Consider the following 18,086-nt stretch of genomic DNA (forward strand, 5'->3'; position numbering starts at 1 on the left):
GGTGCTCGTGGAGAGATCACCCCACCCCGCCTCACGTTTCGCTTCGCTCATCGTGAGGCGACCCTCCCCCTCCAGGGGAGGGTGAAGACCACCGCCGCCAGCAACGCGAACGCTCCGGCTCGCTCGTCTTGCGTCTGCTCTCGTTATGTCCCGGTCGGCTTATGGGCTGCGATGAGGTCGCGCAAGGCCTGATCGAGCTTGGACGGGTCGCCGTCGATCGCCACCTGCTTGAGCCGGGACGTCGTGCCCGAGGTGATTCGCACCGCCTTCTTGGTCACGCCAATCGCCTTGGCCAGGAGCTCGGTGACGGCGCGATTGGCCTCGCCGCCATCGGCGATCGCGCGCACCCGGACCTTGAGCACGCTGCGGCCGTCGGACAGCGTCTCGACGCCGTCGATCGCGTCACGGCCGCCGCGCGGCGTCACCCGCAGGGCGACGGTCAGGCCGCCCGCGGCAGGACGCCAGGGGTCCATCGCGGGCAGCGCGTCAGAACACGTAGGGATAGATGTAGTAGCCGATGACCCGCTGGATCAGCATGATGATCAGGATCAGGATGATCGGCGAGATGTCGAGGCCGCCGAGATTGGGCAGCATGCGGCGGATCGGGGCCAGCACCGGCTCGGTGATTCGGTAGAGGAATTCGGCCACCGCGGACACGAACTGATTGCGCGTGTTGACGACGTTGAAGGCGATCAGCCAAGACAGGATCGCCGAGGCGATGAGCAGCCAGACATAGAGGTCGAGAACGATCAGAACGATGTCGAGAACGGCACGCATGCGGGTCCACTCGGGGGCGAGGTCGCGGATTCGACCTGGGTTGTGCGGTAGATATCGGTTCCCCACCGCCCAAACAAGGGAAGCCGGGCGTCAAGGCTAACGGGCGATGTGAGCGTTCTTGACTTGACCAGTTCACCGCCTGTAAATGGCGCCCGATCTGCCGGCCGCCTTCCCAATCTCGCGCGGCCGCGTGACCAAGACGTCGGACTGTCCAAAGCTTCGGACAGTCGAAGTCGTGACTTGGGGCCATAGCTCAGCTGGGAGAGCGCATCGTTCGCAATGATGAGGTCGGCGGTTCGATCCCGCCTGGCTCCACCAACCTTCGCTCGCTTCGCGAGCTTCGGCTCGGCAAGCCGGTTCGGCAAATGAATAGCGAAGCGTGCGAAGGTTGCCGCGCCGGAGCCCGAAGGGCGGCGGCGGGCTTTTCGGCGCTCACGGACGTCCTTTTCGCCGCCTCTACTCCGCCGCCTCGGCCATCGCCGCGACCGGCTTCCGCGCCAGCCACCCGTCCAGGAAATGCTTCAACCACACCCGCTCGGCGGCGTCGTGCACCGCGCGGCCCTCGAAATGATGATGGCGCGGGCAGGCGCCCGGGGTGTCCAGCCGGGCATGGCCACGCGTGGTCCAACGGCACATCATCGCGTAGGTCACGTCGGGGTGGAACTGCAGCCCGGTGGCGTTCTCGTATTGATAGGCCTGCACCGGGAAGTCGCCGCCCTCGGCGAGGAGGTCGGCGCCGGCGGGCAGATCGAAACCCTCGCGGTGCCAGTGGTAGACATGATCAGGCCAATGCGGGCAGAGCTTCTTGCCGGCGCGCGTCGGCCGGATCGGATAATAGCCGATCTCGGCGCGCCCCTGCGGATGCGGCGCCACCTTGGCGCCGAGCTGCATCGCCAGCATCTGCGCGCCCAGGCAGATGCCGAGGAACGGGCGCTGCTCGCGCAAGGGCACCTCGATCCAATCGATCTCGCGCCGGACGAAATCGTCGGGATCGTTGGCGCTCATCGGCCCGCCGAAAATCACGGCACCGGAATGCCCATCGAGCGTCTCGGGAAGGGGATCGCCGAAGCGCGGCCGGCGGATGTCGAGCCGGTAGCCGCGGGCCCGAAGCGCATTGCCGATGCGGCCGGGGCTCGATGTTTCCTGGTGCAGGATGATGAGCACGGGCCGATGCGGCGCAGCCGCCGCAGCCGGCTTCGAGGACAGGGGCCGAACGTCCGCATTGGCGGTCCCGTTCGAAGCAAGCGAAGGGTCTGGCCTGAGCATCACCTGGCGATCATAGCTAAGCGAAGGTTAACGGGGGGTGAGCGAGTCCATATTGGAAAGCAAGCACCGGGCCAGCACGGGGAGATTCGTATCCAGCAAGGATTCATCTGCGCGCCGTTTCGTGAGAGCCGAAGGCCACTGGGCAACACAGAATTGCGAGACGAAACATCTCGTGTCGTTTCAGGCCCGCAGCTCCGATGGAGACAACGCCGACATCCCGCAACGGAATGTCAGATCCGCGACTTCAGCGCGAATCAACTCCGCTTCAGCTGCAACCGTCCGACCGCGTCGAGGATGAAGCCGCGCGGGAACCAGCGCAGCAGGAACGGCACGATCTTGATGCCGATCCCCGGCAGCACCACGCGCTTGTCGGCCATCAGGCCGCGATAGCCGGCCTCGGCGACGGCCTTGGGTGGGACGTTGAGGATCACCGAATCGACGCCCGGCTTGAAGCCGGCGCGGTCCTGGAATTCCGACGGCACCGGTCCCGGGCACAGCACGGTGACGCGGACGCCATGCGGCGCCAGCTCCTTGCGCAGCGCCTCGGTGAACGAGATCACATAGGCCTTGGAGGCGTAATAGACCGCCATGCCCGGCCCGGGCAGGAACCCGGCCACCGAGCCCAGATTGAGGATGCCGCCCTTGTTGCGGATCAGCTGGTCGGAGAAGCGCAGCGACAGCTCGGTCAGCGCGCGCACGTTCACCGAGATCATGTCGAGCTGCTCGGTGCGGTCGAGCTGCACGGCCTTGCCGAACAGCCCGAAGCCGGCATTGTTGACGAGATATTCGAGCTCGACGCCGGCCGCCGACAGGGCAGACTCGATGGTCGCGCCGGCGTCGGGCGAGGTCAGGTCGCACGGAATGACCAGCGGCGCCGGGCTGCCCTTGGCGGTGATCTCCGCGGCGAGCGCCGCCAGGCGGTCCTCGCGGCGTGCCGTGAGCGCCAAACGGTGTCCGTTCGCGGCGAACACGCGAGCCAGCTCGGTCCCGATCCCCGACGACGCACCCGTTACGAGCGTGACACGTTCACCCACGACACCTGCTCTTCGATCACATTCCAAACATCATCCGATTGCCGCGGACGAGAGCATAGGCAGCGGGGAACATGCAAGCCGCCGCAAAATGCGGCGCGGCGCCCAATTGACGCAATATCTCCGGATTCACATAGCTTTAGATGAACACCGGCTGCCCGGAACAAAATTAAAGTTTGTTCATCCCGATACCGTGGGTGGGAATTTTTGGGCGGATCGGGCTCAGGCCGGGCCGCCCGGCCGCCGCGCCGCCACCCGATGCTTCAGGTCGATCCGGTCGCGGGCGGAGATGCCCAGCAGCTCGGACGCGCGCCAGACCACATTGTCCTCGAACTCGGTCATTTTGCCGTCCGCATAGACCAGCTCCCACATCATCTCGACGATGCGCAGCCGCCCGGCCTCGTCGACCTCGCGCATGATGACGCTGGTGAAGCGGTAGAGATCGACCGCCTCGCCCTCGGCCAGCATGGCCTGGGCGATCAGCCGGTCGGCGGAGCCGTGATCGAGCCCGAAGCGCAGCTCGATCAGGCTGTGCAGCTTCCGCCGCTCAGCCTCGCTCGGCTCACCGTCCAGCGAGATCACATGGATCAGCAGCGCGGTCGCGGCGAGCTGATAGCCATTGTCGTCGAAGGCCGGCGTCTCGTGCGGCGAAACGACGTCGGCGATGAATTGGCGCAATCCTTCGAGCATGGCGTCCTTCGCGCTGGTCACACGGGTCCACAGCCCGCTCGCTCAATATGCGAGCCACTGTCGGATCCGGCAATGCGGCGGATCGTTCGGAGCGCATGACATTTCGGTAAAGTCGGGCCAGCGGCCGCGCGCTGCTCAACGCAGCGTGATTTTGAACAGCGGCGAGCGGTCCGGCTGGGTGGTCACCACGCCGACCGGGATCACCGGCGCCCGGTCGACGACCTCGATCCGGAAGGCGCCGACCAGGCGCGCCAGCGCCAGCACCGCCTCGACCAGCGCGAAATGCGCGCCGATGCAGACCCGCGCGCCCGCCCCGAACGGCAGATAGGCGAACCGCTCCGGCGGCGTCGCGCCGGGCATGAAGCGCTCCGGCTTGAACGCGTTGGGCGCGTCCCACAGCTTCTCGTGCCGATGCAGCAGCCAGGGCGCGATCAGCACGACATCGCCGCCCTTGACCTGAAACTGCGCGATCTTGTCAGGCCCGCTGGCGGCCCGCGCAATCAGGAAGGCCGGCGGATACAGCCGCAGCGTCTCGTCTATCACGGCGCGGGTGAACGGCAATTGATCGGGGTTGCCGAGATCGGTCGCGACGCGAGCCTCCTGCGCGAGCTTGTCCTGATTGGCGGGATCGAGCGCGATCAGATACAGCGCCCAGAACAGCGCGGTGGCCGTGGTCTCGTGCCCGGCGAGGATCATGGTCGCGACCTCGTCAGCGAGCTGCGCATCGCTGAAGGCCGCGCCGGTCTCGGGATCGCGCGCAGCGCCCATCAGGTCGAACAGGTCGCGCGGCGGCGCGTCCTCGAGCTTGCCGGCCGCACGGCGCTCGGCCATCAGCGTGCCGATGAAATCGGTCCAGCGCTTGCGAAAGCGCCTTCGGGCAAAGTCGCGCGGCGTCGGCCAGGACAGCGGCAGCACGATGTCGAGCAGATGCGGCGCCGCCAGCCGCTCGCCATACTCGTAGACGAAATCGCGCAAGGTCGTGCCGTGACGGCCCATCTCGAACGAGAACATCGTGCGGCCGGCGATATCCAGCGTCATGCGCTGCATGATCTCGCGCAGGTCGATCGGCTGCCCGCACTGTTGCCGCAGCCGGTCGACGGTCTCGTCGGTCACCGCGACCATGTGCGGAATGAGCCCGGAGACGGCGCGTGGCGTGAAGGCGGGCGCCAGGGTGCGGCGCTGGTGCTTCCACGCCCGGCCCTCGGCGATCAGCAGGCCCTCGCCCAGCACTGGCCGCAGCACGCGGATCGCGCCGACGGTGCGGGCGTAGTTCTCCCAATTGTCGACCAGCACATGCTTGATCGTCTCGGGCGTGTTGAGGATGTAGCTGGAGCTGCCGAGGAAGCGGCCGCGGATGATCTCATCCTCATAGGCGCGCTGGCTCCAGGTGGCGATCGCGTTCTGCCCCATCATCAGCACGCGGCGAAGCGTGCCCATGCTGTCGGGCGCGCGCGGCGGCATTGGCGGGATCAACGGTCCCCGCGACTGCTGGACCCGTGCCTGCGGCAGATAGTGGATCTCGGCGGTGCTCATGGAATTCCTCGCAACGGTCTTGCGCCGAGGCGCCGGCGGCTGCCGGCGTCGCATCCGGCCGCGGGTCGGCTCGCGTCCAGGACGAGCCTATCCAGGTCGCGTGCCGCCATCGTGACGAGGAGGGCCCGCTTTCGGGCCCTCCGGAAATTCTGACGTACCATCTTACTCCAGCAACTAATTAGTCAGCTCGATCAGCGCAATCCTGCTCTCCGATGCTGGCCAAAGCCGGGCGGCGATGCGTTCCTCGTTGAACAGTCCGATGACGCTGCGTGCGACGTCGCCGGCCGGCAGCCGCAATGTCGTTGCCGCATCGGTCGGAACTCCCTTCTGTATGTCCGCCGGCTCCTTGTCGTCGAGCAGCACGATGTCGCGCGGCAGGCCAAAATAGCCGCGTGGCCTCGTCATGATGACGATGGCGCCCGCGCCGGCATCAGCCTGGCCCAGCGGGCGCGCCGCCCGCAAATGCACCACATCCGACGAGCGCGGGAACGGCGAACGGTAAAAATGCGTGATGGGCGCGTTCGGTGACGTCAGCACGATCTCGATATAGGAGGTCGGATCGATCTCCGCAGGCCCCCAGCGACCATCGGCGCCGGTCTGGCCGCGATAGACCGGCTCGCCGTTGCGCGCGCCGGTCTCGCCCGAGACGCGATACACTTCCACGCTGGCCCCGGCGACGGGACGGTTGGTCGGCGCGCCGCCCGGCGTTCCCGTGACGAGGCCGCTGATGCGCACCTCGCGCTCCGGCTGGACCGCGATGAAGGCCGGCTCACGGCCGGCAATGAATCTATAGATCTCGCGGAATGCGCGCGGATGGAACGCGACCTCGCGATGATCGAGGGCGCCGATCACGAGGTTGGTCGCGCCCTTCAGCGCCGGGCCCTCGGCGGTGATGCCGGTGGGCACGCCGGGCTTGCCGAGCAGGCGGCCATCGGCCTGCGCATATTTGTCGAGCCCGTCGCTGCGCAAGGTCAGGAAGGCGGTGCCTTCCGTCACCTCGCTGTCGCCAGCATTCAGCCCGCGCAAAAACGGGCCGCGGCCATTGAACTCGCTGCCGGGGCTGTCGTCCCAGTCGAACACGCCATGATTGGGCGTGCCGCACAGCACGGCATGGCTGACATCGGCGCCGCCGCCGTTCTTCACGACGTTGCGGATCGCATTGCCGCCGCGCGAGCTGCCGACCAGCGCGACGCGCGCAGCACCCGTGCGCTCCTTCAGCGCCTTGATGGCGTCGCTGAGCTCGCGGCGCTGATCCTCCGTCGACGACCGGTTCGGCTGCGCCACGGCATCGTCATTGCGGGCCAAGGGATCGGTGAAGTTCAGCGCCGCGAGGCGCGTCCGCGGCACGCCGTTGGATTCCATCCGCCACAGCACGGTCATCCACAGCGCCGCGTGATCGCCATTGCCGTGCACGAACAGCACCGGCGGCATGTCGCCCGCCGAAGGTGCCGCCGTCGTTTGCGCCGAGGCAGGTAAGGTCAGACCGCTGGTCAGCAGCGGCAGGGTTCCCATGCTCTGCAAAATGGTGCGGCGCGTCAGCGTCATCGGCGGTCCTCCGTCTCGTTCATTTGGTGTTGGTTGGCCGCAGCCCATGATCGGGGATCGCGCACTGGACAGCGGCTGACGTTCGCAGGCATCACATACGTCCGCCCGGAATCAAGCGATAGTTCAATGCCAACGGACGTGGACGGACCTGAATGAATGCGCCTCCGAAACGAGAGCTGTTCGCTGCGGAAAGCATCGCCGCGCCGCTGAAGCACATTGTGTTCCGCCGCATCTGGCTGGCGAGCCTGTTGTCGAATCTCGGACTCCTGATCCAGGCCGTCGGCGCCGCCTGGGCGATGACGCAGATGACCTCCTCGGCCGACAAGGTCGCGCTGGTGCAGACTGCCCTGATGCTGCCGGTGATGTTCATCTCGATGCCGGCCGGCGCGGTCGCCGACATGTATGACCGCCGCATCGTCGCGCTGGTCTCGCTCGCGGTCGCGCTCGGCGGCGCCACGACGCTGACCATGCTGGCCTGGCTCGGCATGATCACGCCCGAGCGTCTGCTCGCGCTGTGCTTCGTGATCGGCAGCGGCATGGCGCTGATGGGCCCGGCCTGGCAATCCTCGGTCAGCGAGCAGGTGCCGCCGGAGACGCTGCCCGCCGCGGTCGCGCTCAACGGCATCAGCTACAATATCGCGCGCAGCTTCGGACCTGCCATCGGCGGCGTCATCGTGGCCGCGGCGGGCGCCGTCGCCGCATTTGCCGCGAACGCGCTATTGTATCTGCCGCTGCTCGCAGCGCTGTTCCTGTGGCGGCGCGTGGTCGAGCCGAGCCGCCTGCCGCGCGAGCCGCTCAACCGCGCCATCGTCTCCGGCGTCCGCTACATCATCCACTCGCCGTCGATCCGCATTGTGCTGATCCGCACCCTCGTCACCGGCATCATCGGCGGCTCGATCTCGGCGCTGATGCCGTTGGTGGCGCGCGACCTCTTGCATGGCGGCGCGCAGACCTACGGCATCATGCTCGGCGCCTTCGGCATGGGCGCCGTGGTCGGCGCGCTCAACATCGGCGAGATCAGGAAGCGGCTGTCGGGCGAGGCCGCGATCCGCACCTGCGCGCTGACCCTGGGCGCTGCGACGGCGGCGGTGGGACTGAGCGGCGAGCCGGTGCTGACGGCCGCGGCGCTGGTCATCGCCGGCGCGGTGTGGATGCTCGCGGTCGCGCTGTTCAATATCGGCGTGCAGCTTTCGGCGCCGCGCTGGGTCGCGGGCCGCGCGCTGGCGGCGTTCCAGGCGGCGATATCAGGCGGCATCGCGATCGGCAGCTGGGGTTGGGGCCGTCTCACCGACGCCGCCAGCGTCGAGGTCGCGCTGCTGGTCTCGGGCGCGCTGATGATCGCCTCGCCGCTGCTCGGCCTGTGGCTGCGCATGCCGCCGATCGGCGCCCGCAACGAGGACGGCGAGACGCTGGCGGATCCCGAGGTGCAGCTGGAGCTGACACCGCGCTCGGGGCCGCTGGTGGTCGAGATCGAGTATCGCGTCGCCGAGGACAATGCCCGCGCCTTCCACGATTTGATGCAGGAGGTGCAGCTCACCCGCCAGCGTAACGGCGCCTATGGCTGGTCGATCGCGCGCGATATCGCCGATCCCGAGCTCTGGACCGAGCGCTATCACTGCCCGACCTGGGTCGACTATCTGCGCCAGCGCAACCGCTCGACCCGCGCCGAGCGCGAGCTGCACAAGCGCGCGATCGATTTCCACATCGGCGCCGACCCGGTGCGCATCCGCCGCATGCTGGAGCGCCCGTTCGGCTCGGTGCGCAGCCGCGATGACATCGATCGCACTGCGGAGCAGGCCCCGGCGGTGGCGTCCGCTGCGCGCAGCGGGCCTTAGAGCGACGGCCGAGAGATTACTGGCCGTGCTCGGTCAGCACCTTGTCGCAAGGCTTCGACAGCTTGGCGCGGTGCTCCTTGAGGCAGGCTAGCACCGCCTGGTCGCCATTGTTCATCACGGCGCGGCAATGCCGCGACACGTCGCGTGCGCAGGCATCCTGGCCGACCTGCTGCTGGGCCGCGGCCGCTGACGCAAGCAGGAGGAGGGGGATGATGACCAAGACTTTGTTCATGACTGACGCCTCGCTCCCGGCATTGAGGGTTTGGCGGCGCTTTTAGTGGCCACAACCGGGCCTCGCAAGCGCCTCGGTCGCAGCCGAGGCGCGCAGGCGGAGCCGGGGAGGGGCCTCAGTTGGACTCGCCGGCCTCGGCGACCTTGCCGTTCCGCTTCAGCACTTCCTTGTCGAGCACCGTGCGGCAGCCGGAGCTCAGCGAGGAGCGGTTCTTGATCATGCAGGCGGTGACCGCCGGGATGTTCGGGATCTCGCTGCTGCATAGGCGGAACGCGTCGCCGGTGCACATCTGCTGCGCCTCGGCGCTGAAGGCGAAGCTGGTGCTCGAGCTGAGGGTCGAGATCGCGGCGACGCCGGCGGCCGTCAGAACGGCGGTGCGGAGGAGATTGAGGGTCTTCGTCATGGCTGGCTCCCATCGGCTCCGCATCGCGCGGGGCCCTTGTTCAATGCGTCCATCATGGCCGGCCCGCTCTCTAGCAACAGTGACGCGAGTCACGCCAGATCGGGCCGTTCAACCCAGCTCCGCGCGGCGCGTGCGGGCATGGCCGCGGCGACATGCCGCTCCGGGGGAGTGCCGATATGGCGCCTGCATCGCCCTGGAAATGTTCGCCGATCCGCAACCTGTTGGGACCGCGTTAACGAGTCGTTGGCATTAATGGATTTCAAATCAGGGCGGCGGAATCCTTCGTCTCCGCCTGTCACGTGTCTCGCGTTTTCGGGAAGAGTAACCATGCGTAATGCGTTAGGCTTGCTGCTGGCCACCGTCGTCGCGGCGCTGGCGATCACCGGTGTCTGGTATTGGGTGTCCAAGCCCAACGCCGCCAAGGCCGCAGCGCAGAGCGCAGCGGCAAAGCCGTCCGAGCCCGCGCCGCCGCCGCCGACCAGGGTCGCGGCCAAGGGTGCGAAGGACGATGTCGAGTATACCGGCACCGTGCCGGCGAAGCCCGCGGCGTCCGCGGCCCTGCCGGTGCAACCGAAATCGACCTGCGCCAATCCGGATGCGCTCGGCATCTCGCGCACCGTTGTGGTCGACACCACCGGCGGCCCCGGCTTCGGGCTCGATCATTTCAAGCAGTTCGACTTCCTCGCCGACCGCGAGGTGGTGCTGACCTTCGACGACGGCCCGTGGCCGGTCAACACGCCGGCCGTGCTGAAGGCGCTGGCTGACGAATGCACCACCGGCATCTTCTTCACCATCGGCAAGCACGCGACCTATCATCCGGAGATCCTGCGCCAGGTGCTGGCGGCCGGTCACGTGGTCGGCGTGCACACCTGGTCGCACGCCAATCTCAACGGCAAGAAGATGACCGATGAGACGGCCAAGGAGGAGCTGGAGAAGGGCTTCAGCGCGGTGAAGTTCGCGCTCGGCACCAATCCCGCGCCGTTCTTCCGCTTCCCGCAACTGCAGCACCGTCCGTCGGCGGTGGCCTATCTCGGCAACCGCAACGTCGCGATGTTCTCCTGCGACGTCGACAGCTTCGACTTCCGCTCCAAGGATGCCGACCAGGTCGTCAACACGGTCATGACCGGGCTCGACAAGAAGGGCAAAGGCATCATCCTGATGCACGACTTCCAGAAGAACACCGCGCTGGCGCTGCCGACCCTGCTGCGGCGGCTGAAGGCCGGCGGCTACAAGGTGGTCGCGATGAAGCCGAAGGGCACGCTCGACACCCTGCCTGAGTATGACGCGATGATCGGCCAGGATCCGAAGCTGCCGACCACCATGACCAATGCGCGGCCGATCTCGAGCGTGATCCAGACCGTCCAGCAGTGACGCCGCACACGCCTGAAAAACGCGAAGGCCGGGCAGCTCGCCCGGCCTTTTTCGTTATCGGCCTGATGCTGACGCTCACCAATAGATGCCGTGGCGGTGCAGCTCGCGGACGATGCGCGCCTCGGTCCAGCCCTTGCTGCGCGGCTTGCTGGCGCGGGCCGTTTTCGATCGCCGCGACGAGGACTGCACCGGTCTGGCCTGCTCGGTGGCCGTCGTTGCGGTCGCCGGGGCGGCCTGCGCGGCGGCAGGCACCGGTGCTGCTGCCGTCGCCGGAGCGGCTGGCGCCACCGGAGCGGGCTGGGCCTGGGCGGCCACCGCCGGCACCGGGGCCGGGGTGATCGTAACCTCGCCGGCCTGCTGGACATAGGTCGGCCGCGGCGCCGGCGCCGCGGTCTCGCTCGGCGACAGCGACAGGCTGCGGGTTCCCTGGGCCTGGGCTGTGGTGGCGGATGCGAGCACCAGGGCTCCGATCAGGATCATCTTGCGCATGTGAGAAACTCCCCTCGTTGATGGAGGCGAGGTTTAAGCGCTGGCGGGATGCTTCGATGTGACGTCCGTCACACCAGGCGCTGCAAGCCTGAATTGAGCCAGGCCATCCGGCACGTCGGCGCGGCAAGGGGCACCATTTTTCTCGGAACCTTTTTGCCGTCGCGGCGACTTCCGTTGAGGACGACAGGGCGCGGGGACGCGTCGGCCGAACATTCCGAACCACCGATGGATTGCAGCGTCTGCGCGGGTCAGGCGCACCGCAATTTCGTTCACCGGCGTCTGCTACCACATTACCGTCATGACGAGGTGTTCCATGGTGCCGGAACGACCGACACGCTCAGGTATGAGCGGATGCATACCTCCTGTCTGTTGGTGATGTTTAGAAAGTTCGCGAAATCCGATACTGGCCTTCGTTTAGCGGGAAGGATGGGCGCATGCGCCGGATGATGATTGCGTTTCTCCTTGTGGCCGCCGGCGTGCAGGCCGGCTTCGGCCAGGCCCGGGCCCAAAGCGGCGAGAACGAGGTCGAGGAGATCTATATCGGCCGCACCGTCCGTCATGGCCGCGTGGTGCCCTCGGATTTCTGCGCGCCGACCAAGACCGGCTTTGCGCCGGCGCTGGAGGACCAGCTCGCGGTCCAGTCCGTCAACGTGCAGCCCGGCGACGGCCGCATGACCGGCACCAACGACAAGAGCATCGGCGAGATGCGCGTGTGCATCGGCCAGGCGATGGACCCGACCCAGCTCGGCACCTACACCGAAGGCCAGCTCAACGGCATCGCCTTCACCGGCATCGGCGAGTGCCGGCTGGTGCGCGGCAATCTGCCGGAGGAGGGCATCCTCACCCATCGCTGCTTCATGGCGCTCTCGGGATTGCCGGCGCCCTATGTCGGCGGCTTCCTGATCACCAGCTCGCTGTATTCGAAGACGCCGTTCGGGCCCGAGAGCTCGCCGCCGGGCTATGCCCAGGCCGGCATCATGATCGTTCGGCTGTGGAAGAAGCGGCTGCCCTGAGGCGGCCGTTCTCCTCGCCTCCTAGAGCATGCTGTGATCGCGTGGAAACGCGTCATGTCTTGATCGCTATGCCCCCGATGATCACGACGGCGGGCGCTGCGATCTCACCCTCCCCTTGAGGGGGAGGGTCGCTCGCACGCAAAGCGGGCGAGCGGGGTGGGGTGAAGCCGCGGAAACCGGTGCAAGCGGACAGACCACCCCACCCCGGCTCACACGCGCCTCGCGCCTATGGGCCCACCCTCCCCTTCCAGGGGAGGGTGATAGTTCTCCGTCGCGCGCTCAGGCCGGCGAGAAGGTCTGCACGAAGGCGCGCACCGTCGCCGACACCTTGTCCTCGGAGACGTGCCACGCCGCGCCGTCATCGGCGGCAAAGAAGCTCGAGGCATTGGAGCCGCCCCAGCGGAACACCTCGAAGGACGGCCAGTACCAGATGTCCTCGAGCTTCGAATTGTTGACGACCTCGTGCGCGACCAGACGCATCGTGCTCTTCGACAGGCAGTCGGCCTGCACCACCGATTCATATTCGAACGAGGTCAGCAGCGGCACCGGCGACACCGTGACGATGACCTTGATGCCCGGCGAGATGCTCCTGACGAAGTCGATCAGATAGAGCACGTTGTCGACGTTCTCCTGCACGGTCGCGGTGCGGAACTTGTACTTCTCGGCCAGCGCCCGCGAATTCAGCGCGGTCGGCCGCGGCAGCACGAAGGCGCCGGTCTCGCGGTCGAAGAACGCGGCGGCCACGCCCAAGGTCAGGATGAAGACGTCGGCCTGCCGGATCACCGACAGCGTGTTCTCCTTGCTCGATCCCGGCGGCAGCAGCTCGACGATGCGCTCGCGGATCTCCGGATCGATCGTGGCATCGCGCAGCCAGTCGACGAACACGCGGTTGGCGAACGTGGTGTTGATGTATTCCGAGATCTCCATGTGGTGGCTGGAATAGCCGCTGTCGTTCAGGCTCTTTGACAGATTGCGCGCGAAGCACGAGCCCATCGTGAAGAAGCGCGTGCTCTTGTCGAGGAATTTCGGCGCGGCGGCGAGGTTGACGGCGATGTGGTTGGTGATCAGCGTCTGCAGATCGCCGAGAAAGTCCTTGGTCTCCGGATAGCGGCCGACCTTGGCGCGTCCCTTGACGTCCTTCGCCTTGCCCTTCTTGGCGTTGGAGCGCGCGATCTCCAGCGTCTCGCGATTGGCCGGCAGGTCATAGGCCGGGTCGAGCTTGATCGCCTTCTCCAGCGCCGCGACAGCCTCGTCGAACTCGTTGTTCTGGGTCAGGATCTCGCTGAGCGAGAAATAATCGGCGGCCTGGTTGGAGGCGCGGGCGAGCTTGCGGAACAGCTCCATCGAGCGGGTGAACGGACCGACATGGCTGCAGCGCACGGCGGCGCTGCGGATCAGATGCAGATTGCCTTCGGTCGCCTGCTCGAAGATCTCGGGGTTCTCGTCGAGGATCGCCAGCATCATGTCGCGCGCCTCGGCGCGCTTCTTGTGCGAGCCGTCGTCGATCAGCTGCGCATAGATGAACCGGGCGTTGATGTCCTTGGGGTCGAGCTCGAGCAGCTTCTGGAAGGCGAGCTGCGCGCTGACGAAATCCTTGTCCTCGATATATTTGTAGGCGAGCGTCCGGATCTGGCCGAGGATCGATTGAAACTGCGTGTGGCTGTCGAGGGCAGTGGTGCTCATGTCGAGGCTCGCCTTGTGTCTCGTTGCGGTTCGGCCGTTGATCCGGCTCGCTGCGGCTGCCAGAGCCGCGCGTCGTCGCGTCGGGCCGAATTGTCACGCGCGCACGTATCGCAGACCGCGGGCGGTACATCTCGACCATGACTTTGGATACTGATCGCCACCGGCGGGGCCGCTGGCGTACGCCCGAGCGCAGCCGACATTTGCGGGATTCGAGCGAACAAAACGCCGGATCGCCACCTGCTGCCAGTGCGGGTATTCGTCCCGCGGCTCGCGCCGGACGATGGCGCGATTTGGGTTAAGCAATTCTTAACCGGGCGTGCCGGCGGCAAGGGATCGAGGTGAGCGCTGGTACGCAAGAGAGCGCCTGACTCCATGCGCGCCGTCCTGACCTCGTCCTCTGCCGGCTTAGCTATGGAGGAATGGCGCACAGGATCAAACCTTGGACTAAACGTCATGGCTGGCGTCATTCGCGGTGATTTACACTGCTTGCTGCGGACTGATAGAATCAACTAATAGTTGTTGGTTGGACATTGGAAAGAAGACCTTGATGAGCCGCCGCGAGCGCCGGGCTTCCGCCTCTCTCCGAGCATCGAAGACAAGCTCAAACGGCTCCAAGCTTGTCACTCCAGCTGCTCTTTATGAAACGGCGTTTGCCCAGTTTCAGGCCGGCAAGCTCCCGGAGGCGATCCGCTGTTGCGAGGACGCGCTTGCGTCGGACCCCAATCATTCGGATGCGATGCATCTCATGGGGCTTCTGTCGCTCCGGATGGAGCAGAATGGCCAGGCCATCGACTGGTTTGCGCGCGCGATCAAATTAGCTCCCAAGAGCGAGTACGTCTCAAGCCTTGGATCGGCGCTTCGCAAAGCGGGACGGTTGGAGGACGCCCTCAAGGCCTTCGACAAGGCAGTCTCTCTCCAACCGGACAATGCCCAGTATTGGAAGGATCTCGGAGCTGTTCTGGCGGAGATGGATCGTCCAGATGACGCCATCCTGAGCTTGCGCCACGCTCTGCAATTGTCGCCGCAATATGTGGACGCGGCCAATTTATGCGGGCTGCTGCTTTGCAGGCGGAATCGGTTTGCGGAAGCTCTCGCGTTCTTCGACATCTCGGTGAAGGCAAACCCCAACCAGGCAGAGGCGCTTCACATGCGCGCGCTCGTTCTTCAAAACCTGGGGCGGTTGGAAGAAGCGGCCGCCGATGGCCGGCGGTCGCAAATGCTCGATCCAGCGAATTTCGAGACGCACAATAACCTCGGCTGGGTGCTGCACCGGCTCGGGCGGCACGAACAGGCATTGGCCTGCTTTGATCGCGCCCTCTCGCTTCGGCCAGACTACGTGTTGGCTCTGAAGAACAAGGCGGATCTGCTGGCTGATGGCCTCCGATTCGAGGAGGCGATGGCTTGTCACGAGAGGGTCCAAACCATCGCGCCGAGTGATCCAATCACCATTTGGAACATGGCGTTGATCCACATGGTGACCGGAAATTTCGAAGCAGGCTGGCTGGGGCGTGAAATCCGATGGAAGACGGGGCTCGGTCTCGCCCATCCGGATTTTGCCCAGCCGCAATGGTCGGGGGACGACTGCATTCGGGGCAAGACGATCCTGATCTTCGCCGATGAAGGACTCGGAGATGCCTTCCAGTTTGCCCGATATGTTCCGATGGTGGCGGAGCTCGGAGCCAAAGTAATACTTGCGGTGCAGGACCCGGCCTCCTCGCTGTTGTCGAGATTGGCGGGCGTGACTGAATGCATCCCGAGATCGACGGCGGCCTCGGCAAGCTTCGATTTGCACTGTTCCATGTCGAGCCTGCCGCTCGCGTTCAAGACGACGCTTCGCACGATTCCAGCCGATGTGCCCTATCTGCCGTCGCCGCTCCCGGCACGGCAAGCGGAGTGGGAGAGAAGGTTGGGTCCGCACGACAGGCTTCGTGTCGGGCTGGTCTGGTCAGGTAACCCCGGGCACAGCAACGATCGGAATAGGTCGGTGCCCTTGCAGCTCCTCGCGAGACTGTTGGACGTCGATGCGCAATTCGTAAGCCTGCAGAAGGACGTCCGGGAGTCGGATAGGGGCGTTCTAGCTGGGCTCGACATCGTCGATACGACCAAGAGCCTGGCGGACTTCGACGATACTGCGGCGCTCTTGTCCTGTTTGGATATCGTCGTCACTGTCGACACGAGCGTCGCTCATCTCGCCGGCGGCCTTGCGCGTCCCGTATGGATCCTCTTGCCCTACCGGCCCGATTACCGCTGGCTGCTCGGCCGCACGGATTCTCCGTGGTATCCGACAGCGCGTCTCTTCAGGCAGAACGAAGCACGCGACTATGGCTGGGTCATCGATCAAGTTCGCCACGAATTGGCGGCCGAGGCCGCGGCGTTTCGATCCACATCCGGTGGCATCAACAATGACCATCGGAGTCAACAGGCGATCGTGCCGAGCACGCAATCGGATTCTGTCGTCGCGCCTTGATTTCGGCTGTAACCTTGCGAGCTGCGGTGACGCCGCAACTTTCTCTGCCTACGAAGATCAGGTAGATGGTCCTCGGCATGACCCGGATCAGGTCACACAGGCCATGAGGATACCGGGTGCGGTAAGCACCCGGCCTTCCCCGCGCCCTCTCACCTCAAGAGGACGCCGACAGCAGCAGAACTCGGGCCGACACGGCAGCGGTGCGACGCGCGGCGGGCTGTTTGATAGGGTTGATGGAGATCAGATGGCGGGCAAACGGGCCTCGAACGCCCGGCTACGAACGCTGGAGCGGAGAGAGCGGCTAGGAGCCGGCCCTTCCACCTAATAGTCCTTCGAGTTACGAGGTAGACTAGAGTCAACATTACCGGGGGCTAGGATGACATGGTTAGCGACGATCGTCGCCGTTATCGCAATCGCTTTCTTTGCGCTCATCCATCCCGTATTTAGGAGGTTCCTCGTCGGTCTATTTATTGCGACGGTAGCCACTGCGATCGGTATCTATATCTATGTAGATTACGACTCGCGGCAGCGGGAGAAGCGGCAACTCCAGGCGCGTATGCTGATCACCTATTCGGACGTTGAATTTCAGGATCTCGTGATGAGCAATCGTTACGGCTCCTGGACGATCAAAGGACTTGTGAAGAACAATTCTAAGTATCCGATCGAAACCATCAAGCTTGCGATCGAGGTTTCGAATTGCGATGCAAACAAAGCGAACTGCGTTGTTGTCGGCAGTGATGATAGCGTAACTGCCTACTCCATAAACGTTCCTTCGGGACAAGCGCGCGCCCTAGACTCTTACGTTACCTTTAACCTACCAGAGCTAAAAAACTGGAGTTGGACTTATCGCGTCGTATACATCGAAGCGAAGCAATAGCTGCCAGCACAGCTAGGATGACATGAGTAGACCACGAAGGGTAGATGTGCGCTGTATCGGAGCAGGGCAGGGTGTTAATTCCGAAAACCAGAAAATCTCTTGACGCCTGCCCCAAATCAGTGGTCTTATCCCGTCATCCTGCTTCGCCGAGAGGGACGTATCGCGATCGTCACGGCACGTGAGGCGGGTTGCGGTGGCCGTGGCTTCGTCAGGCGCTTTTGCGCGACGACTGATGGGGTGCGGACGGCGAAGTCGCGTGGTCCTGGCGCCCCGAAGCTGGCGTCAAGGTCGCAGCGTTCATGACGAGCGCAGCGGGCGACGGGGGCAAGACAGCCGGTCCCCGGGGAGATCGCGTATAAGACGTAAAGCCACCGCGCGGGGAAGGCCGGATGTTCGGCCGTACCTGTGGTTCTGCCGCGTGCTTTTTTGCTGCACGCGGACCGCGGGTGTGGTCAGCACCCGGCCTTCCCCGCGCCCTCTCACCTGAAGAGGACGCCGATTGCAGCAGAGCTCGGGCTGATCCGGCCGCGGGATCGCGGCGGCATGGGCGTCAGCAAGGCCGCAATGAGCGCCGCGCTGTTTGACAGAGTTGATTGGGATCAGAGAGCCCGGCTTGGCTGAAGCACTTGGGGGGCTCAAACGCCCGGCTTCGCGAAGGCGCTACGCCGGGCACGCTTCGCCCCTCGGGCTCCTGCGCGGCCGCGCCACGCGTAGCCCGAAGGGCGAAGCGTGGTGCCGCAAGAGGGACTCGAACCCCCGACCCCGTCATTACGAATGACGTGCTCTACCAGCTGAGCTATTGCGGCGAACCAAAGCGGTGCGTGCCCGGCACGGGCCGGACGACGCGAACGCGCTCCTGATATCGGGCGAACGG

At 65.5% G+C, this 18,086-nt stretch carries 16 protein-coding genes and 2 tRNA genes; 6 read left to right on the forward strand and 12 right to left on the reverse strand.

What is annotated here, in order from left to right; all coding sequences use genetic code 11:
• Window positions 1–143 precede the first annotated feature (143 nt).
• Together ACVILH_RS07875 and ACVILH_RS07880 are read right to left on the reverse strand one after the other, a co-directional pair.
• Entirely contained in the window at window positions 144–473 is a 330-nt protein-coding gene (locus ACVILH_RS07875) for a DUF167 domain-containing protein (protein WP_456712383.1), read from the reverse strand.
• 13 nt (window positions 474–486) lie between these two features.
• The gene (locus tag ACVILH_RS07880) at window positions 487–777 is read right to left on the reverse strand and encodes a YggT family protein (protein WP_006615376.1); all 291 of its coding nucleotides are present in this window, start codon (window positions 775–777) and stop codon (window positions 487–489) included.
• A gap of 242 nt (window positions 778–1,019) precedes the next feature.
• Here ACVILH_RS07880 and ACVILH_RS07885 point away from each other — a divergent pair.
• Window positions 1,020–1,095: transfer RNA gene (locus ACVILH_RS07885), tRNA-Ala, on the forward strand.
• Between the two features lie 138 nt (window positions 1,096–1,233).
• Here ACVILH_RS07885 and ACVILH_RS07890 read toward each other — a convergent pair.
• From ACVILH_RS07890 to ACVILH_RS07910, 5 genes are all read right to left on the reverse strand, one after another.
• Window positions 1,234–2,043 (reverse strand): glutamine amidotransferase, encoded by an 810-nt coding sequence (locus ACVILH_RS07890; protein ID WP_456712384.1) that lies wholly within the window; start codon window positions 2,041–2,043, stop codon window positions 1,234–1,236.
• 254 nt (window positions 2,044–2,297) lie between these two features.
• Window positions 2,298–3,077 carry an SDR family NAD(P)-dependent oxidoreductase gene (locus ACVILH_RS07895; RefSeq protein ID WP_456712385.1) on the reverse strand — a complete coding sequence of 260 codons (780 nt, stop codon included), beginning with the start codon at window positions 3,075–3,077 and terminating at the stop codon, window positions 2,298–2,300.
• Between the two features lie 219 nt (window positions 3,078–3,296).
• The gene (locus ACVILH_RS07900) at window positions 3,297–3,764 is read right to left on the reverse strand and encodes a tellurite resistance TerB family protein (protein WP_456712386.1); all 468 of its coding nucleotides are present in this window, start codon (window positions 3,762–3,764) and stop codon (window positions 3,297–3,299) included.
• Window positions 3,765–3,899: 135 nt separating this feature from the next.
• Window positions 3,900–5,297 (reverse strand): cytochrome P450, encoded by a 1,398-nt coding sequence (locus ACVILH_RS07905; RefSeq protein ID WP_456712387.1) that lies wholly within the window; start codon window positions 5,295–5,297, stop codon window positions 3,900–3,902.
• Window positions 5,298–5,471: 174 nt separating this feature from the next.
• Complete coding sequence (locus ACVILH_RS07910) at window positions 5,472–6,842, reverse strand: hydrolase (RefSeq protein WP_456712388.1); 1,371 nt, start codon at window positions 6,840–6,842, stop codon at window positions 5,472–5,474.
• A gap of 152 nt (window positions 6,843–6,994) precedes the next feature.
• On the opposite strand from ACVILH_RS07910, the gene ACVILH_RS07915 reads away from it, so the two are divergent.
• Complete coding sequence (locus ACVILH_RS07915; protein ID WP_456712389.1) at window positions 6,995–8,677, forward strand: MFS transporter; 1,683 nt, start codon at window positions 6,995–6,997, stop codon at window positions 8,675–8,677.
• A 16-nt stretch (window positions 8,678–8,693) separates the two neighbouring features.
• Here the strand turns inward: ACVILH_RS07915 and ACVILH_RS07920 are convergent, their stop codons facing one another.
• Complete coding sequence (locus ACVILH_RS07920; RefSeq protein ID WP_456712390.1) at window positions 8,694–8,909, reverse strand: hypothetical protein; 216 nt, start codon at window positions 8,907–8,909, stop codon at window positions 8,694–8,696.
• Window positions 8,910–9,024: 115 nt separating this feature from the next.
• Window positions 9,025–9,312, reverse strand: coding sequence for a hypothetical protein (locus tag ACVILH_RS07925; RefSeq protein WP_456712391.1), 288 nt, complete (start codon window positions 9,310–9,312; stop codon window positions 9,025–9,027).
• A 327-nt stretch (window positions 9,313–9,639) separates the two neighbouring features.
• Here ACVILH_RS07925 and ACVILH_RS07930 point away from each other — a divergent pair, with 327 nt between their 5' ends.
• Complete coding sequence (locus ACVILH_RS07930) at window positions 9,640–10,683, forward strand: polysaccharide deacetylase family protein (protein ID WP_456712392.1); 1,044 nt, start codon at window positions 9,640–9,642, stop codon at window positions 10,681–10,683.
• A gap of 75 nt (window positions 10,684–10,758) precedes the next feature.
• Here the strand turns inward: ACVILH_RS07930 and ACVILH_RS07935 are convergent, their stop codons facing one another.
• Window positions 10,759–11,172 (reverse strand): hypothetical protein, encoded by a 414-nt coding sequence (locus ACVILH_RS07935; RefSeq protein WP_456712393.1) that lies wholly within the window; start codon window positions 11,170–11,172, stop codon window positions 10,759–10,761.
• A 434-nt stretch (window positions 11,173–11,606) separates the two neighbouring features.
• Between ACVILH_RS07935 and ACVILH_RS07940 the strand changes: the two genes are divergently transcribed.
• Window positions 11,607–12,185: a hypothetical protein gene (locus ACVILH_RS07940; RefSeq protein WP_456712394.1), complete on the forward strand. Its 579-nt coding sequence runs from the start codon at window positions 11,607–11,609 to the stop codon at window positions 12,183–12,185.
• A 279-nt stretch (window positions 12,186–12,464) separates the two neighbouring features.
• On the opposite strand, the gene ACVILH_RS07945 is transcribed toward ACVILH_RS07940, so the two are convergent.
• On the reverse strand, window positions 12,465–13,868 hold the full coding sequence (locus tag ACVILH_RS07945; RefSeq protein WP_456712395.1) for a GSCFA domain-containing protein: 1,404 nt from the start codon (window positions 13,866–13,868) through the stop codon (window positions 12,465–12,467).
• 547 nt (window positions 13,869–14,415) lie between these two features.
• Here ACVILH_RS07945 and ACVILH_RS07950 point away from each other — a divergent pair.
• Together ACVILH_RS07950 and ACVILH_RS07955 are read left to right on the forward strand one after the other, a co-directional pair.
• Window positions 14,416–16,335, forward strand: a complete 1,920-nt coding sequence (locus ACVILH_RS07950; RefSeq protein ID WP_456712396.1) for a tetratricopeptide repeat protein — start codon at window positions 14,416–14,418, stop codon at window positions 16,333–16,335.
• A gap of 376 nt (window positions 16,336–16,711) precedes the next feature.
• Window positions 16,712–17,212, forward strand: a complete 501-nt coding sequence (locus ACVILH_RS07955) for a hypothetical protein (protein WP_456712397.1) — start codon at window positions 16,712–16,714, stop codon at window positions 17,210–17,212.
• 730 nt (window positions 17,213–17,942) lie between these two features.
• Here the strand turns inward: ACVILH_RS07955 and ACVILH_RS07960 are convergent.
• Window positions 17,943–18,018, reverse strand: a tRNA-Thr gene (locus tag ACVILH_RS07960).
• Window positions 18,019–18,086 lie beyond the last annotated feature (68 nt).

It is taken from the genome of Bradyrhizobium sp. USDA 4353, from assembly GCF_054063215.1.

What these genes read in the sequence shown, in the direction of transcription:
- ACVILH_RS07940 (WP_456712394.1), top strand. Translation starts at nt 11,607, where the DNA reads ATGCGCCGGATGATGATTGCGTTTCTCCTTGTGGCCGCCGGCGTGCAG.
- ACVILH_RS07900 (WP_456712386.1), bottom strand. Translation starts at nt 3,764, where the DNA reads ATGCTCGAAGGATTGCGCCAATTCATCGCCGACGTCGTTTCGCCGCAC.
- ACVILH_RS07890 (WP_456712384.1), bottom strand. Translation starts at nt 2,043, where the DNA reads ATGCTCAGGCCAGACCCTTCGCTTGCTTCGAACGGGACCGCCAATGCG.
- ACVILH_RS07910 (WP_456712388.1), bottom strand. Translation starts at nt 6,842, where the DNA reads ATGACGCTGACGCGCCGCACCATTTTGCAGAGCATGGGAACCCTGCCG.
- ACVILH_RS07930 (WP_456712392.1), top strand. Translation starts at nt 9,640, where the DNA reads ATGCGTAATGCGTTAGGCTTGCTGCTGGCCACCGTCGTCGCGGCGCTG.
- ACVILH_RS07945 (WP_456712395.1), bottom strand. Translation starts at nt 13,868, where the DNA reads ATGAGCACCACTGCCCTCGACAGCCACACGCAGTTTCAATCGATCCTC.
- ACVILH_RS07920 (WP_456712390.1), bottom strand. Translation starts at nt 8,909, where the DNA reads ATGAACAAAGTCTTGGTCATCATCCCCCTCCTCCTGCTTGCGTCAGCG.
- ACVILH_RS07950 (WP_456712396.1), top strand. Translation starts at nt 14,416, where the DNA reads ATGAGCCGCCGCGAGCGCCGGGCTTCCGCCTCTCTCCGAGCATCGAAG.
- ACVILH_RS07935 (WP_456712393.1), bottom strand. Translation starts at nt 11,172, where the DNA reads ATGCGCAAGATGATCCTGATCGGAGCCCTGGTGCTCGCATCCGCCACC.
- ACVILH_RS07955 (WP_456712397.1), top strand. Translation starts at nt 16,712, where the DNA reads ATGACATGGTTAGCGACGATCGTCGCCGTTATCGCAATCGCTTTCTTT.
- ACVILH_RS07875 (WP_456712383.1), bottom strand. Translation starts at nt 473, where the DNA reads ATGGACCCCTGGCGTCCTGCCGCGGGCGGCCTGACCGTCGCCCTGCGG.
- ACVILH_RS07915 (WP_456712389.1), top strand. Translation starts at nt 6,995, where the DNA reads ATGAATGCGCCTCCGAAACGAGAGCTGTTCGCTGCGGAAAGCATCGCC.
- ACVILH_RS07880 (WP_006615376.1), bottom strand. Translation starts at nt 777, where the DNA reads ATGCGTGCCGTTCTCGACATCGTTCTGATCGTTCTCGACCTCTATGTC.
- ACVILH_RS07925 (WP_456712391.1), bottom strand. Translation starts at nt 9,312, where the DNA reads ATGACGAAGACCCTCAATCTCCTCCGCACCGCCGTTCTGACGGCCGCC.
- ACVILH_RS07905 (WP_456712387.1), bottom strand. Translation starts at nt 5,297, where the DNA reads ATGAGCACCGCCGAGATCCACTATCTGCCGCAGGCACGGGTCCAGCAG.